General features: G+C 37.5%; 12 protein-coding genes and 1 pseudogene. 7 read left to right on the forward strand and 6 right to left on the reverse strand.

The window, feature by feature from the left end; translation table 11 throughout:
* Positions 1-183: 183 nt before the first annotated feature.
* Positions 184-3,939: a BafA family autotransporter gene (gene bafA, locus ABD917_RS02130; RefSeq protein ID WP_345118446.1), complete on the reverse strand. Its 3,756-nt coding sequence runs from the start codon at positions 3,937-3,939 to the stop codon at positions 184-186.
* Between the two features lie 591 nt (positions 3,940-4,530).
* On the opposite strand from bafA, the gene ABD917_RS02135 reads away from it, so the two are divergent.
* Positions 4,531-5,820, forward strand: coding sequence for an MFS transporter (locus tag ABD917_RS02135; protein ID WP_345118447.1), 1,290 nt, complete (start codon positions 4,531-4,533; stop codon positions 5,818-5,820).
* On the opposite strand, the gene ABD917_RS02140 is transcribed toward ABD917_RS02135, so the two are convergent.
* Positions 5,817-6,080, reverse strand: coding sequence for a hypothetical protein (locus ABD917_RS02140; RefSeq protein ID WP_345118626.1), 264 nt, complete (start codon positions 6,078-6,080; stop codon positions 5,817-5,819). The genes ABD917_RS02135 and ABD917_RS02140 overlap by 4 nt on opposite strands.
* 164 nt (positions 6,081-6,244) lie before the next feature.
* A complete protein-coding gene (locus ABD917_RS02145; protein WP_345118448.1) occupies positions 6,245-6,691 on the reverse strand; it encodes a DNA polymerase III subunit chi in 447 nt (148 codons plus the stop codon).
* A gap of 377 nt (positions 6,692-7,068) precedes the next feature.
* On the opposite strand from ABD917_RS02145, the gene lptF reads away from it, so the two are divergent.
* From lptF to rsmA, 6 genes are all read left to right on the forward strand, one after another.
* Positions 7,069-8,259, forward strand: a complete 1,191-nt coding sequence (gene lptF / locus ABD917_RS02150) for an LPS export ABC transporter permease LptF (RefSeq protein ID WP_345118449.1) — start codon at positions 7,069-7,071, stop codon at positions 8,257-8,259.
* Positions 8,256-9,350, forward strand: coding sequence for an LPS export ABC transporter permease LptG (gene lptG, locus ABD917_RS02155; protein WP_345118450.1), 1,095 nt, complete (start codon positions 8,256-8,258; stop codon positions 9,348-9,350). The genes lptF and lptG overlap by 4 nt, the downstream gene beginning before the upstream one ends.
* Positions 9,351-11,717: an LPS-assembly protein LptD gene (locus ABD917_RS02160; protein ID WP_345118451.1), complete on the forward strand. Its 2,367-nt coding sequence runs from the start codon at positions 9,351-9,353 to the stop codon at positions 11,715-11,717. It begins immediately after the preceding gene.
* A 101-nt stretch (positions 11,718-11,818) separates the two neighbouring features.
* Positions 11,819-12,775, forward strand: a complete 957-nt coding sequence (locus tag ABD917_RS02165) for a SurA N-terminal domain-containing protein (RefSeq protein WP_345118452.1) — start codon at positions 11,819-11,821, stop codon at positions 12,773-12,775.
* The gene (gene pdxA / locus ABD917_RS02170) at positions 12,775-13,788 is read left to right on the forward strand and encodes a 4-hydroxythreonine-4-phosphate dehydrogenase PdxA (RefSeq protein ID WP_345118453.1); all 1,014 of its coding nucleotides are present in this window, start codon (positions 12,775-12,777) and stop codon (positions 13,786-13,788) included. The genes ABD917_RS02165 and pdxA overlap by 1 nt, the downstream gene beginning before the upstream one ends.
* Positions 13,779-14,609, forward strand: coding sequence for a 16S rRNA (adenine(1518)-N(6)/adenine(1519)-N(6))-dimethyltransferase RsmA (gene rsmA / locus ABD917_RS02175; protein WP_345118454.1), 831 nt, complete (start codon positions 13,779-13,781; stop codon positions 14,607-14,609). Before pdxA ends, rsmA begins: the two co-directional genes overlap by 10 nt.
* A gap of 20 nt (positions 14,610-14,629) precedes the next feature.
* Here the strand turns inward: rsmA and gmk are convergent, their stop codons facing one another.
* From gmk to fabF, 3 genes and pseudogenes are all read right to left on the reverse strand, one after another.
* Positions 14,630-15,322, reverse strand: coding sequence for a guanylate kinase (gmk, locus tag ABD917_RS02180; protein ID WP_345118627.1), 693 nt, complete (start codon positions 15,320-15,322; stop codon positions 14,630-14,632).
* A 58-nt stretch (positions 15,323-15,380) separates the two neighbouring features.
* Positions 15,381-16,490 (reverse strand): annotated as a pseudogene (mltG, locus tag ABD917_RS02185) (endolytic transglycosylase MltG).
* A 108-nt stretch (positions 16,491-16,598) separates the two neighbouring features.
* On the reverse strand, positions 16,599-17,861 hold the full coding sequence (gene fabF, locus ABD917_RS02190) for a beta-ketoacyl-ACP synthase II (RefSeq protein WP_345118628.1): 1,263 nt from the start codon (positions 17,859-17,861) through the stop codon (positions 16,599-16,601).
* Positions 17,862-17,935: the final 74 nt, after the last annotated feature.

The following is a 17,935-nucleotide window of genomic DNA, read 5'->3' on the forward strand; positions in this document are numbered from 1 at the left end:
AGTGCATAAAGTTGTTCTCTTGCTTTTTTAACCGTTCAAAGATTCCCTACAAAATAGAAAAAGCAACAGATAAAAAGACACCCTACACCATTAAAAAGCATAACCGATGCGAAAATACATCAATATTTTCTAAAAAATCTTTTCCCAATTACGAATCGGATATTTTATTTTAAAAACATATATTTAGAAGCTGTAGCGTACCCCTAAGATTCCCTGAAGCGACTGGTTTGTCTTACGTCCTTTTACATAATGGACCTGTGCATAAAGCTTTAATTGCTCGCTTACTATACTGCTTAATCCAATTCCTAATTTGCCTGCATTGCCTGATAAATCTGTGGTAAATTGATGCTGTTGATTAATTGTCGTGTGGTTGTCATCTTTATACTCGCGCAACCAAGATGCCGTAATGTAAGCTAGAGAAGAACCAGCTGTCGTCGTTCCAAATTCATATCCCAAGGATAGACCAACCTCACTACGAAGTGATGTGAAGGGTTTGATATCACCCATCATTTCATTCGAAAGTTTGATTTCTTGGCCTTTAACTTGCAACCACGTGAATTGCCCATAAGGCTGTAACCAACTGTACTGAGATAGTTTAAGGCGATAACCCGTTTCAAATGATGTCCCCACTGCCCACTGATCATAATTTCCCTCAATTGCTATACCATTCGTTGAAACAGCTTTCAGACTATTTTGATAACGATTATATTTAACAAGACCATCTAGATACCATCCACTATGATCAGAATAAGTGACATAACCTCCAATGCCATAAGTATTGATGCCACCCACACCACCACGTGCATGCTCAATATTTGCTCGATCATAGCTGCCGAAACCACCGATATAAATATCCCCATTCTCCCATTCACTTAAACCATTGAGACCTAGCACTATTCCTGTTTGCTCAAGTTTAAAATCTATATGCTTTGCTGCAATGTTTTCTTTGCTTTTAATGGCATATGTCCAGAAACCCGCATTTTTTTGACTTTTATCTAGAACGCCTCTTCCCGCACGTACAGTTTGCAACTCGTTATGAAAAATAACTGCTGGAGACACAGACATAGACAACACGGCATCGGTAGAGGGAGAGGTCAAGAAACGAGGCTGGAATGTTTCCTCACGCGCTTGGGAAGAAGCTTGCTCCTGAACAGTTGGACGCAAAGCCATTTGATCCGTTGTCAACGAAGCATCTGCTGAAACACCAACCTGTTGTTGTTCAGATGAAAGATGAGAGTGACTTGCTGGAGGTAACGTCACACTAGCCTGATTTTCTGAAGATGATACAGTGAAAGGAGAGGAATTTGAGTGATTTTGCTCTAAATTTCGCCGAGATCTACTCCTACGTAGCCAACTGCTCCTAGGTGGCCAATTATCAATGTAGACTGCTGATAAATACCAAATCTTTTCATTTCTATCCTGACCGTTTTTTTGTTTTAAACCATATGTATAGGTTCCAGCATCAACAGTGCTTATTTTTACCCCAGAAATTTTTTTCAGAGTAAAATACGCTTTTCCACTTTGATCAACAATTAAATCAAGATTTGTTGAAGAAGGATTAACAATTTCAACACCAGAATCGATAATGCTTATTGTATGATACCCTGAACCATTCTTGATAGAGAGATAATCACCCTCTCCTTCTGCAAGGCTCACATGAAACTTAAAATGTAAACTCCCTGAAAGTTCATCAACATAAAGCTGAGAATAATATAAATCAGACCTTGCTGACTTAAAAATAACCTTCCCCACACCGCCCAATTTCTGAATGCGCGTACTCGCGTCTTCATATCCACCAGCAATAGAGTATAATTTAGCCTTTTCACCCTCTAAATTAATATTTTCTACTGTCGTCTCATCCTTATCATCTCCAGAATAAAGATGGAGATGACCAGAATCTTTAATCGTTATTTCTCCTCCTAGCCTTGCACCAGCAAAGACCCACGAATTTGCTCCACCTTCAATCGTTAGATTTTTCACAGTTCCACCAGCATGGACTTCTTGAAAACTACCAGCGCGTAAAATCACTGTATCCGCTTCACCTCCTGCTAAAATACGCTGCGCACCACCCGTGAAAATCTCAGTATTGATCGCTAAACCACCACTTTTTTCTGTAAAGCCCTCATCGTCTGGAAACCATTTACCAAGAATTTGTATCCCTCCTTCCATAATTCTTGTTCCAACAACCATCCCATCATCATACACGTTCTGGTATCCTGGTATTTCACCTTGTCCGTAAATTGTCGTGTTATAGGCACTGCTTCCCACGATCCCACCATTCACATAACCATCTCCGAAAATAAACTGCTCACCACCATAAATTGTAGCTTTCAATGCAGATCCTCCTCCCTCTACACTTTGTTTTCCACCTTCATAAACAATAGTAGATTCCGAAATGCCTTGTTCTGCCACAATCTCAGAACCACCATCCAGAAGTGTCGTATTCTTGCTGAGCCCACCTGCCTCAACATAAAGTGTTCCAGATTTCTCAACCGTAGTGTTAAGAGACCATTTACCAGCATATAAACCTCCATCATCAGAAATATAAACTGTCTCATTTTCATTGATGACGGAGCTTTGCAGAACTTCTTCTTCCCTTTTCATAATGAAATCATCTGTATAAAAACTGGAATCGCCTGCATACGAACTGACTATAGGATCTTGGAAAACTGTTATATCCTTTTCTTTCCCAAGGGATTCCGTCATAGGCAACTCCGTCTTAGATGAAGGTGTTAAAGAAGTAGTAACCTTTTCTGCAGCAGCCAAATACCAAATCGCTCCTCCTCCATTTGCATTATTTTTCTTTTTCAAATCATATAAATATGTTCCACCATCAACAACATCCGTTTTTTTATCGGAATGGTTTGTTAAAGAAAAATGAGCATTGCCACTTTTATCTGTAATTAAATCAACTGCTTTGAAAGAAGAAGTGGTAATTTCTCTACCAGAATCCGTGATTTTTACTGTATGGTTCCCTTCTCCTTCTTCAATGATAAGGTAATCACCGTAGCTCTCTGCAAAATTAGCCCTAAAATTAAAATTTATATTCCCTGAAAGCTGAGAAATATAAAGCAATGAATAATATGGGCTTGATTCCTTAGAATCAAAAGTGAAAATAACACTCCCTTCACCACTTAACTTCCCAATGAGAGAGCTTGAGCCATCAATTTTAGTAGCAATAGAATGTAATTGGGACTCTTTTCCCTTTAAAATAATTTCTTCTGCTTTCGTTTGCTGCCCCTTATCTCCAGCATAAAGATAGAGCTTTCCAGAACCATTAACTTTTGTTTCCCCTTCTAATGTCGCCCCAGCATAGACCAACGCATGTGCTCCACTCTTAATCGTCAGAGTTTCCACATACCCACCGGCATAGACTTTTTGAAGAGCTCCATCTTCCAAAGTAACGGTGTTTGCCCTACCTTTCGCAAAAACATTCTGCACCCCAGCCGCAAAAACTTTCGTATCGATTGCTAGCCCCCCTATATCTCCGAACCATGTATCAATATTTTGTTCTCCTCCACTCATAATATTGGTGAAGAAAGCTGCTCCATCACCATATACATTCTGTTGCCCCGATGTTTCACCTTCACCATGAATTTCAGAATTATAAGCGTAACTTCCATCTCCTACAACAATTTGTTCACCACCAAAGACTTTAGCATCCTCTGTTTGTCCTCCATACTCAACACTTTGTAATCCATATATATGAATATGGGTACCTTGCGAAACTTGCCCGTTCACGACGATCTCAACTTTACCATCCTTAATTGTAAAATTCTCACTGGTGAGCTTCTTTTCCATTTCTCCTAACTGCCCACTTACACTTACTGATGTTAATGATTTTCCTCCTAGTGCCGCTCCTTCCTCAGCATGTGCAATTTTTACAAGTAAACTACCAGCCATTAATGCCCAAAAACTTATCCTCAATTTGCATTGCATTCTCCACACCCCATGACTTCAAATAAAAACACATATTGGAAAAAAGCGCATAATAAAAACAACACAATGTACCTGCTCAGTCTCATATTCTTCACAGCCACAAATCATCCTTTACAAAGCATTTAATGCACTAAACTCTGATTCATCGAATACTCCAATATGTGCTTTAAAACTCACACACAACCAAAAGATAAAATCATTCTTTATACAATTTAAAAGTGTTATAATTGCATCAACAAAAAGATTTCTTGAATCTTTGAAATAAGAACTATTGAAATCAAAAATCAAATTGCTTCTTGAAATAGACTAAAACCGTGTCTGTATTTTTAAGTAAATACCAATAGGATATTAAGAGAATACATATTTATCGAAATAGATTTCCATATTCTATAACATTTGAAAGAGGTTTTTCATTGTCTTAAATTTGGATACATTTATAGGACAATCCGCTATACTTTTCATACTATAATCACTGTTCTAATAGACGGTAGCACAATAACATCGGACTCGACACTGATTTGAAATTTCTATAATTATAACGAGTTAGTTTCATAATTTGATTTGTCATATACTGAAAGGGACATTCTATTCATGTCTATAAACTCAGAAACACAAAGTACAAGCAACAGAAATTCTCCTCGTCGAATTTTATTTGCCAGCCTTATTGGCCCAACAATTGAATTCTTTGATTTTTATGTTTTTGCAACTGCTGCAGCTCTTATATTTCCTCATGTATTTTTTCCAACACAAAATGATCAACTTGCTATTTTGCAATCTTTTCTGATCTTTGGAGCAGCTTTTTTTTCACGCCCCTTTGGATCAATTGTTTTTGGACATTTTGGAGATAAAATTGGACGCAAAGCAACACTTATTGCCTCTCTTCTTACTATGGGGTTGTCAACCGTTATTATTGGTTTCCTACCCACTTATGAAACAGCTGGATGGTGGGCGCCCTTTTTCTTAACCATATGCCGTATCGGACAAGGAATGGGATTGGGAGGTGAATGGGGGGGAGCCGTTTTGCTCGCAACAGAAAATGCTCCTCCAGAAAAACGCGGATGGTATGCTATGTTTCCGCAATTGGGCGTTCCAATCGGTTTATTCTTATCTATTGTTGTTTATTTAGGCCTGTTGCACTTTCTTGATCACGATGAACTTTTAGCTTGGGGATGGCGTATTCCCTTTATTGCCTCAATCATTTTCATGATTGTGGGATTGTGGGTTCGTCTTTCAATCAATGAAACAGTTCAATTCAAAAAAACTCTTCAAAGTAAAGAACGTGTTAAAGTTCCTATCATTGATGTCTTTTTAAAATGTCCACGAATCCTATTTCTTGGAATATTTTCTGGTATGGCAACATTTGTTTTATTTTATTTGGTCACAGCATATTTATTAAGTTACTCAACAAATCACTTGAAACTTCCATATCACCAAGCTCTTCAAGTAGAAGTGATTGGTGCCATTTTCTGTGGAATTTTTACCGTTATAACCGGAAAACTTGCTGATCGTATTAAGCGTAGAACTTTGATGATTTTGGTCACAATCATTACTGGTATCTATTCTTTTGCAATTCCTTATTTTTTAAATTCTGGAATTATAGGTGTCCTTGCCATGTCTGTTATTGGTTTATCAATTATGGGAATGGTTTATAGTCCTCTTGGTGCTGTTTTGGCTTCGCCATATCCAACTGCAATTCGATACACAGGTTCTTCTGTAACATTCAATTTATCTGGTATCGTAGGTGCATCTCTTGCGCCTTATATTGCTGAATATTTAGTGCAACATTTTGATACTTCTTATATCGGTTATTATCTGCTTCTTGCTTCTTTTATTTCACTGATTTGTTTTGTTGGATTTACAGAAGAGGAAATCTCTAATTAGAATGCAATGAAAAAGAATAAAACAAGTGCTGGCGGCAGAAATGCCGCCAGTTTTATTTTCCAAGACATCGGTTGAGATATACTCAACCACAATATTCCAGCAAACAGTGCACTCAAAAAAAAGAATAAAATATCTGCAATATTGCCAATATAAGCAACAGAAAACGTTCGTGATAGAATATGCGTCGTCCCCAACCATGAAACGCAAAAAAAAGCCAGCATCACAGCCCATAAAACAAGCAAAATTCGATCAATCATCATCATTGCCATTTATTTTTCTAATTATAATCCATATTTTCAATATTCCTCAAAGAAAGATCACAATAAAGGCCTAATGCTTTCTCCTAATTCTTCCGCAATAAAGAATATTGGAGTTGTGTTTCCTATCAGTCCTATAAAAATCAAAACAACAGACATTACACGCATCAAACTTGTTTTTCCCAACCGCGATCTTCAGTCTGTTGCCAATATGTTAAATTATGATTTTCTATTTTGTACTTTTTCCACTGTGCTCGAACAAGATTTAACTGTTCATCATTGTTGCCATCAAATATCACGACAAGCCGTTGATATGAATTGACATCTGAGCAAATCGCCCCTTCTATAAGAAAACGTATCTTTGAATTATTTGGATTCTCTTGCCCTGTGGTAAGAAATACAGGCTGTAAATTGGGGTATTGATCACAATCAGTCCCATGCCCAATAAATGCTTCATCAGCATAAACCCATAAACGCATATCCATAGCATCACGTTGCTCTTTACTCACACATTGTATTGTGACCTTACCAAAACGAGCCTGTGCACGCTCTACAAGTGTTGGCAAAATATCCCCAAACGTTGATTGCGTCAAATGATAGAACAAAATATCCATCCTCTTAGCCCTCATCGCTCTTTATAAAAAGTTAACATTTTTAGGGAAAATCTTCCACCATCTCCAGTGTAAAAGAAAATGGTTGAAAATATACCGATTCTTCTTCTCTTGGTTGCATATATTACTTGTTTTTTCACGTGCATTAAAGAGAGAAAAAGATAAATTATCATTCCTTAACTTCACCAAAAGGTTTATTCTAGCTTCTCTATAGCCTATTACTGAAATAGGTTATACAATGAATTGATTTATGTTATTATTCTACACTATTTATTTGGTAAAAATGTGTAAAAGATATAGAATATTTTAAATTTTGGTTATATTTTTGATCCAAGGCAGTGTAAAATGCTTCTTTTAGAAGTGAGGATGTCACCCTGTTTATGCGTATTATTGAGTTTTACATCCTGAAACGTGTTCTCATCCTGTTTAGTGCTGTCATGATTGCAGCAATTAGTATTAGTTGGACAGTGCAAATCCTTGCACGAATAAATTTTCTCACAACAAGTAGACAAACACTCTTAACAGTGTTGCAATTTTCATTTTCATTGGTTCCTTCTGTTATTTTTCTTGTCATTCCATTTGCATTATTAATCGCAATTACGAGTACTCTTTCAGCAATGAATCAAGACTCAGAGCTTGCAATCATCAGCGCTTCTGGTTTCCCCAAAAGCACTGTTTGGAAACCAATTCTTCTTCTTGCTATTGTTGCATCATGTGTTTCCTTTTCTATAGCTAATTTTGTTGTCCCTCAAGCGCGTCTTAATATGCGGAAAATGCTAGCAAGTGCCCATGTTGATCTTATTAATCTTTTCATTAGTGAAGGTAGCTTCCAAAAACTCGCCAATAACCTCTATATAGAAATTGGTGAACGCAATCCAAACGGAATGCTTAAGCGGCTTTTCATTGCCGACCAGCGCGATCCTAAGACTGATCTTTTTTATTATGCAACAGATGCATCAATTGTAAGCAATAAAAGTGGCAGTTTTCTTATCCTTCATAATGGTGAAATAGAAAAGATTAACCATCAAAATGATAGCGTCTCTATCGTTCAATTCAGCTCATATACCTTCAGCTTGAGTGAATTCATTCCCAACGATAAAACACCCACACTTTATCCGAAAGATCGACCTCTTTCTTATTTACTAAATCCTGATCCGAAAGACCCATACTATCAACGAAAACCACTCCAATATAAAGCTGAATTTCATCGCAGACTTACAGAATGGCTCTATCCAATTGTTTTTTCATTCATTTCCTTAGCAGCAGCAGGAAATACACGCTCATATCGACAAGCTCGTAACTCTGCAAACTTCTCTGCTATTGTCTACTCATTACTCGTGTATTGGGTAGGATATTTTTTTGCCGAGAAAGCAAAGAGTGATCTTGCATACATTCCTCTTCTTTATATTACTCCCATAGGAATGAGTACTTTCGTTTTTTTTATGCTTTTGACAAATCATACCATTGGTATTCCCACAAAAATTTACGAGGTTATTCAAATTGTTTTGCAAAAATTGGTCAAAAAATTTGAACATCAAAAATCTCAATACCCCTCGGATAAGGTATCATGATTGGGTGGACACTCGGACAGTATTTTTTTATACGTTATTTAAAAACAACCTGTTATTTTTTTGGGGGTATTTTTATTCTTGCTCTTTTGATAGACTTTACAGAAAACTCTGGTCGGCTATCCCATCTTCCCCACTATACGGCAAAAAATACCTTTTTCATCTCTGTTTTACGCATCCCTTTTATCATGCAGCAACTGATACCCTTTATTGCATTGTTTTCTGCAATGGTCATGCTGATTTCACTTAATCGAAAACTCGAACTTGTTGTGACGCGCTCTATTGGCGTTTCTGCATGGCAATTTCTCATGCCTGCTTGCTTTGGCGCTTTTCTTTTTGGATTATTTTCAATTCTTTTCATTAATCCTCTTGCCGCATGGGGTTTTTCTCAAGCAGAAAAAATGATGACTGAATGGCGTAGTAATAATGTCTTAACATCTTCTTTTCAGAACACCCGTATCCCATGGTTAACACAACAAACATCTTTGGGTAGAACAACCATTGGTGCTAAATCTATCACCAATCGAGGACTTTCTCTCATTAAAGCAACTTTTGTACAATACAATGATGATGCAACAGTCAAAAACTGGATTAACACTAAAAAGGCAACATTGAAAAACGGTGCTTGGCACTTAACAAACGGAATAATTTATAAAATAGGTCAGTCTCCTGAAAAATTTACAACATTGCAAATAAAAACTAATCTAAAACCTGAATTTTTAACTGAACGTTTAGTAAATCCAGCGACTATCCCATTTTATCAATTACCCCAAAAAATTATGATCGCACGTTCATTTGGCTATTCTGCCAATAATTTTGATATGTATTTACAATCTTTGATTGCATTACCTGCTCTGCTTGTGGCAATGACTCTTATTGCAGCAACTGTATCTTTAAACTTCACGAGGTTTGGACAATCTAGAATGTTGATTCTTGGTGGCGTACTCGCCGGATTCGTGCTTTATGTTATTTCTGTACTCGTGCAAGCTTTTGGTAACGCTGGATATATTCCACCAATTATTGCAGCTTGGACACCAGTTATTATTGCATTATTTTTGGGAATCTCTTTTTTACTCCATAAAGAGGATGGCTAGGTGAGCACATTAATAAGTAAAAGAGTGATTTTGACAAAATTAAGTGCACTTACCTTTAAAAGTGTTATGTACTGTGTTTTAGCTGTATCTTTAGCCTATTCTGTAAATGCTAAAAGCCCTACTCTTCTTACTCAAAATCGTATCCAAAATCCGATTAGTCCTCTTCTACTCTCTGCAGACGAACTCATCTACAACCGTGATGAAAACAGTGTTTCTGCACAAGGCAATGTCCAAATCGAATATGATGGCAACAAAGTTATCGCTAAAAAAGTTACTTACAATCAAAAAACAGGACGAATCATAGCGCAAGGAAATGTTCAAGTTACTCAAAAAGATGGTAACAAAATATATTCCAACCAAATTGATATGACTAAAGATTTCGGAGAAGGTTTCGTAAATGCCTTACGTATTGATACCGCCAACAATATCCATTTTGCAGCGGCAAGTGCTACACGTCGCAACAGCCAGATAACAGTCTTCGATAACGCTTCCTATACAGCCTGTGAACCTTGTTCTTATAAACCAGATAGAGAAGTCCTCTGGAAAATTAAAGCAAGAAAAATCATCTGGAATAACGTTACCAAAAAAATTCGATTTGAAAATAGCCGTTTTGAAGTTTTTGGTGTACCGATCTTGCAACTTCCAACTTTTGAGCTTAATGATCCAACTGTGAAGCGTGCTAGCGGTTTCCTTGTTCCTCATCTTTTCTATGCTGATTATCTCGGTATGGGCATAAAAAATTCTTACTTTTGGAATCTTGCACCGCATTATGATTTGACACTTTCTTCTACCCTCTATACTCAACAAGGGCTTTTAACCGAAGGTGAATGGCGTCAACGTTTTAAAACAGGCAGCTATAACATTCGCTTCGCGCATATATATCAAATGAAACCGCATAAGTTTGACAATGATACAATTGATGCACAACATAAAAATCGTTATATGCTAGCAACAAAAGGGGATTTTCGTATTAATTCACACTGGACATATGGATGGGATATTTTTGCACAGTCTGATAGACATTTTAGTCGTGCCTATAAACTCGAAAATTATAACAATCCCATACAACTTTCTCAACTTTATTTGAATGGCCTTGCTGGTAAAAACTATTTTGATATGCGTTTCTACCATTTTAAAGTTCAAGATTTGACGTTGAACAATCCCCATGAACGTCATTCTCGGCAAGCATGGGTTCTTCCTCGTGTTGATTACTTCTTCATATCAGATGAACCAATCTATAATGGAGAGCTCACCTTTCACAGCAATATACAATCAATTTATCGTCGTCACACTGACTTTACTTCTACTGACTGGAATGGAAATCCTCTCAATGCTGCTAGACTTTCTGGTATTGCTGGAAATAGCTTTCGTCTCACAAACGAGCTTGAATGGAAAAAGCGCTTTAACATGCAGAGTGGACTTATCTTAACCCCTCTTCTTTCTTTACGGGCTGATATCATTACAACAAATGTACACAAAAATGATACTGCTTATATAACAAATGACTTCTCATCTACTCTTCATCGCTCAGCATTTCGTGGTATGGCAACCGCGGGTTTAGAGTTACGCTATCCCTTACTCGTTACATTGGAAAATTCCACACATATTATAGAACCAACAGCACAAATTTTTATACGTAATAATGAGAGATATATCGGACAACTCCCTAATGAAGATGCGCAAAGCTTCATATTTGATGCAACGACCCTTTTTCAACGTGATAAATTTTCTGGTTATGACCGTGTAGAAGGAGGAACAAGAGCCAATATAGGTCTGAGATATTCTGGAAGTTTTAACGATAATTGGTCTCTTTATGGTCTTTTTGGACAATCCTTTCATCTTGCAGGAAAAAATTCTTTTGCAGAAAAAGATTTTGTTAATATCGGTATTCATTCCAGCTTAGAGGCAACGCGTTCAGACTATGTCGCAATGTTTGGTGCAAACCATAAAAGTGGTTTTTCTCTAGAAACACGTGGACGTTTTGATAAAAAAACAGGAAAAATCCGCCGTAGTGAAATTGAAGCATCTCAGAAATGGAAAAATTTTTGGGCAGCTGTACAATATGCCTACATCGCAAATCAACCAGATTATGAATATCCACAAGAACGCCAAGAAATTTCTTTTCAAACAGGTATCAAACTGGCTAACTATTGGTCTATTAACAGCAATGCTGGTTATGATTTAGTATCGGGTACATTCATAAAACGAGGAATCAGCTTAAACTATACAGATGAATGTTTTGGACTAACATTCGGTTATCAGCAGATAACCGATCCAGGAAAGAAGACACCTTTGCAAAACTTTAATTTCTCTCTTTCATTGCGTACAATTGCAGATATAGGAAAAAAGACAAACTCAAATTTATAAAGAGAATGTATAGATCATTTAACTTATCATTGTTTTTATGAAAAAAAACGTATATTTAAAGTAATTAATGGGAATTGAAAATAATGCGAAAGCCGACCTACATGAATAAATTCAAAAAGCGTATTCTTGCTTTATTGTGTATTGCATCTTTGAGTATAAGCAATCTAATGATAAGTGAATTTTTGATTTCACCGGTCTTCGCACAGACTGCCATTGTTGTTACAGTCAATGGTAATCCCATCACAAATTACGATATCCAAAGGCGGGTCGCCTTTCTTAGATTGCAACAAAAGCAAGGCAATCTTGCTATGCAAGCTAAAAATGAACTTATCAATGAGACCCTTAAAAATAGCGAAGTAAAGCGCCGAAATATTGAGGTAAGCAATGACGAGGTTGATAAAGCTTTTGAAAATTTTGCAATGCAAAATAATATGGCTATTGATCAACTCAATCAGATCTTGATTCAAAGTGATATCACAGTACAACACTTTAAAGATTATATTCGTGGACAAATAGGGTGGGGTCGCCTTGTTCATGCACGTTATCAGACTGAAACAGGTATGATTAGCGAGCAAGAAGCCGTACGCAGAATATTGAAAAATGGTGGTATAAAACCTTCAACCAATGAATATACACTACAACGAATTGTTTTTGTCATTCCTGCACATCGTCGTTCAGAAATTTTTGAAAGACGCCAAAGAGAAGCAAACAACTTCCGCGCACATTTCCGTGGATGCGCAAATTCTCAAAATCAAGCAAGAGGCATTTTAGACGTTACTATCCGCCACTTAGGGAAATTTCTCGAACCTCAGCTTCCAAGTGCATGGAAGCAGGCTATCCTTGCAACGCCTGCTGGAAAAATGACTCAATTTCAAGAAACATCTGATGGAATTGAAGCACTAGCTGTCTGTAAAATAAGAAGAGTTTCTGATGATTATGTAGCTCGTCTGATATTTTCTATTCAAGATAATAAGAAAAAAAGCCCACAGGAACTTGAAAAGTTAAGCGAGAAATATTTAGAAGAATTGCGTCGGGTGGCGCGTATTCAAAGCTCATAATGACTGCACTTGTTGTTAGCGGTGGTGATCCTGCCGGAATTGGTCCTGAAATAGCATTAAAAGCGTGGAATTTGCGTGTTACACATCAAATTCCTCCCTTTGTTTTGCTTGCTGATCTAGATATTATTCGTTCGCGTGCTCGTTTTTTACAGATGGATGTTGAGGTAGAAGCTGTTGGAATAGATAATCCTGTAAAAAACTTTCACACTGCTCTTCCTGTAATACCATTGGAAAATCGACAAAGTGATCAACGAGGTTTTCCTTCTCCAAACAATGCTGCTGGAGTCATTGAAGCCATTAAACGTAGTGTTCAATTGATTCAAAGTGGATATGCCTCTGCACTGGTTACGTGTCCTATTGCAAAAAAAAATCTTTATGATGCTGGGTTTGAATTTCTAGGTCATACAGAGTTTTTAGCCAATTTGGCTTATCAAACCTCCAATAAATGTTATCATCCAGTTATGATGTTATCAGGACCTCGGTTAAAAACGGTACCAATTACTGTTCATGTTCCATTTAAAGAAGTTTCTTCACAGCTCACTCGTCAGTTAATTATTCAAACAGCATTCATTACTGAATATGACTTAAAAAAGCGATTTAAAATAGCTTTCCCCCGTTTAGCTGTTTCTGGACTTAATCCTCATGCAGGAGAAGGGGGGGCTATAGGAAAAGAAGAGTTTGAAATTATTACTCCGGCAATTGAGACTCTTAAAAAGAAAGGACTCAATATTGTAGGACCATTGCCTGCCGATACAATGTTCCATGAATGTGCAAGAAAAACATATGATGTTGCCCTTTGCATGTATCATGATCAAGCCCTTATTCCTGTTAAAACATTAGACTTTGATACTACTGTTAATGTCACGTTAGGACTGCCTTTTATTCGTACTTCTCCAGATCATGGAACTGCTTTTGATATTGCTGATAAGGGAATAGCTTCTCCCACAAGTTTTATTGCTGCTCTCAAACTTGCAAATCAACTTGCAGAAAATAGTTTGATAGCATGCCAATAGATAATTTACCTCCTCTGCGTAAAGTTATTGAGATCTATGGATTACAAGCGCATAAGTCCTTGGGACAAAACTTTCTTTTTGATCTTAATTTAACATCCAAAATTGCTCATCAAGCAGGTAATCTAGAAGGAAAACCTGTTATTGAAGTGGGTCCTGGTCCTGGAGGTTTAACACGTGCTTTGCTCGCACAAGGAGCCATAGTAACAGCAATAGAGCGTGATGAGCGTTGTATACCGGCTCTTTTAGAGATAGAAAAGCACTATCCACAAAAACTAAAAATAATTTGTAATGATGCATTGAAACAAAATTTCTTAACACTCTTTAAAACATCTCTAGAAAAACCACGTATTATTGCAAATCTTCCTTATAATATTGGAACACAGCTTTTATTAAATTGGCTGTTAGCTGAACCATGGCCTCCTTTTTATGAATCAATGACATTGATGTTTCAGCGTGAAGTTGCAAAACGTATTACTGCCAAGCCTCAATCCGCCCATTATGGACGTCTTAGTGTCTTAACTGGCTGGCGGACAACTGCTAAAATTGCTTTTGATGTGCCTCCTCAAGCCTTTACACCAGCTCCCAAAGTAACATCTTCTGTTGTTCATATTCTTCCGCGCACACAACCTCTCAACTGTTCTGCTCAAAAATTAAGCTTTGTAACAAAAACCGCTTTTGGACAAAGACGAAAAATGCTTCGTCAAAATTTTAAAACTCTTGGAGGAGAAATGCTTTTAGAAAAAGCTGGCATTGATGGAACACGCCGTGCCGAAACACTTTCAATTGCTGAATTTGTAACCTTAGCGAACTTGCTAACTTAAAAAGTATAACTTTTTTCTTGTTACTTCTTTTCAAAACGATCAAAATATTCATCAATCTTTTCGGCAATAAGGCCATCAACAAAAAACTCAAGAAAAGAACAGCGCTCGCGTTTTGCTGTTTCTGCTAAATAAATCGATTTAATAAGTGACAAGGACTGATTTAAATCCTCATTAATGACAACATAATCGTAAGAACGCCAATGTTGCATTTCCGTCCGTGCATTTTTCAATCGTAAATTGATAATCTCTTGGCTATCTTCTGCTCGACGATGTAAACGTGAAATGAGCTCCTTCATGGATGGTGGAAGAATAAAAACAGACACAGTATCATCTGGCATCTTTTTTTGAAGCTGTTGTGTGCCTTGATAATCAATATCAAATAACATATCCCGACCAGCACTCAAAACATTTTCAACACTTTCACGCAAAGTTCCATAATAATTTCCATGAACTTCTGCCCATTCAATAAACTCATCACCATCACGCTTGCGTTCAAATTCTTTCTTTGAAATAAAATGATAATGAAGGCCATCCACTTCACTAGGACGTCTTGGACGTGTTGTCATACTCACAGAGAGCTCTAATTGTCCATCTTTTAGAAGTAACCGAGAAAGAGTTGATTTTCCGGCTCCGGATGGTGAAGAGAGAATCAATAAAAAACCGCGACGCTGGTTCTTTTTTTTAGCACACAGTTCACCATCAAAGTCTGTCATCATACTGTTCTACTTTTTCAAAACTTCAATAATAGGTTTTCTACAGAGTTTTTTTAAATTAATGTGTTGCTTTTAATGCACGCCACTTGCGAACATTCATATTATGCTCCTCTAAAGTTCTAGAAAAAACATGCCCCCCTGAACCATCAGCGACAAAATAGAGTGCATCACTACTTGGTGGCTGTGCCACAGCTTTTAAAGAATCCCGACCTGGATTGGCAATAGCCGTTGGCGGCAAACCATCAGTCTTATACGTGTTATATGGTGTTTCTTTCTCAAGATCTGAACGATAGATTGCACGACCGGATGGCATGCCTTTCCCACCGAAGAGGCCATAAATTACTGTTGGATCAGATTGAAGACGCATATGTTTTGCAAGACGATTATAAAATACTGCAGCAATCTTAGGTCTCTCTGCTGCAATTCCTGTCTCTTTTTCAACAATTGATGCCAATATAACAAATTCATCAATAGATTTTATTGGTAAATCAGGTGAGCGTGTAGCCCATATAGCATGAACTAATTTTGTCTGTCCTTCACGCAGTCTGCTTATAATTTCTTTACGCGTTGTTCCACGAATAAAACGAACCGTATCCGTCATCAAACTGCCTTCTGGGGGTAAAACCTTTGGAAGATCACCAATTAAAACTTCATTATCTGCTAATCGATCGAAAACTTGTTGAACTGTTAGACCTTCTGGCACTGTAAAGGTATATTCAATAGATTTACCTTTCACAAGAATATCCATAATATCTCGCATTGAAGCATGTGCTGGAATTAAATACTCACCTGCCTTAAGATGTGTTGTTTTTTGATGATAACCAATACCATAAACAAAAACATCTGACGATCGAATAAGACCACGTTTTTCAAGGAGTGAAGCAATTTCACGAATGCCTGTTCCAGGATAAATCAGAACGATTTTCTCTTCCTTAGATATTCCCTTTCCTTCAAAAATAGTTTTTCCAATATAAAGAGGGATACTTATGGCTAAAATGATAACCACAATAAACATCAGAAAAAAATGACCTAGAATAACCAATGGATTACGTACAACAAACGACTTCTTTTGTTTCTTATGTGCTAACATGCTACCATTATCTACTCTATGATTTTAAGAGAAATCATTCACGTCCTTCAGTGTTTTTTTGTTTTTCACATCGGACATAATTCTCACCCTCAGCAAGCTTTAAGTATTACAACTGTAATGTCTTACTTAAACTCTTATAATTTTCTAACAAAGCAGAAAACCCATAAATAGAAAAAACGTAATTTATTATTCCCCAAAGCGCCGCATCACTAAAGAGGCATTTGTTCCACCAAAGCCGAAGGAATTGGAAAGAATTGTATTAATTTTTCGTTCACGCGGTTTATGCGGAACAAGATCAATTTTCGTTTCAATTGATGGATTATCAAGATTAAGTGTTGCTGGAGCTATATTATCACGTATAGCTAAAACACAAAAAATAGCCTCAGCCGCACCAGCAGCACCAAGCAAATGCCCTATAGATGATTTTGTTGATGACATAGATATTTGTGGCGCATAATGCCCTAAAACACGCTCAACAGCGGCCAACTCTATGGTATCTGCCATCGTTGAAGTTCCATGGGCATTAATATAATCAAGTTCACTTACATTTACTTGTGCACGCTTTAAAGCAGTCACCATACTACGTTGTGCACCTTCACCACTCTCTGATGGTGCAGTAATATGATAGGCATCACCTGATAAGCCGTAGCCAATAACCTCAGCATAAATGCGAGCGCCACGTTTTTTTGCATGTTCAAGTTCTTCTAAAACGACAACTGCAGCTCCCTCTCCCATCACGAAACCATCGCGATCAGCATCATAAGGACGTGACGCGCGTTCAGGATCATCGTTACGACAAGTGGAAAGAGCTCTACAAGCAGAAAAACCAGCAAGAGATATTCGATTTATCGGAGATTCAGTGCCCCCTGCAACCATGACATCTGCGTCACCAAATGCAATCAAACGTGCTGCATCACCAATTGCATGTGCGCCCGTTGAACAAGCTGTTACAACAGAATGATTGGGACCGCGTAAACCATACTTAATAGACACATAGCCAGAAGCAAGATTAATCAAACGCCCTGGAATAAAAAAGGGAGAAACACGCCGAGGGCCTTTATCACGAAGCGTATAGCCAGCCTCAACAATACCTTCAATACCCCCAATTCCCGAACCAATTAACACACCTGTGCAAATTTGATCTTCGTCACTTTTGGGAAACCATTCAGCATCCGAAAGTGCTTGACCAGCAGCAGCCATTGCATAAACAATAAATGCATCAACTTTACGCTGTTCCTTTGGATCCATATACAAATCGGCATTATGTGTACCCTCTGTTCCATCGCCTAAGGGAATACGAGCAGCAATCTGACATGGTAAATCGGATACATCAAACTCAGTAATGCGCCGAACACCACTTTTTCCTTCAAGAAGGCGTTTCCAACTATATTCGACATCACCAGCTAATGGAGATACTAACCCTAGACCAGTAATAACAACACGTCTCATAACTTCCAACCCTGAATTGAGATCACCTCTCAAAGCTCTATTCAAAATCGCAAAAAACAAAAGCAAAAGCACTT

Origin of the sequence: Bartonella pachyuromydis, assembly GCF_039543065.1 — a bacterium.
Classification (GTDB): domain Bacteria; phylum Pseudomonadota; class Alphaproteobacteria; order Rhizobiales; family Rhizobiaceae; genus Bartonella; species Bartonella pachyuromydis.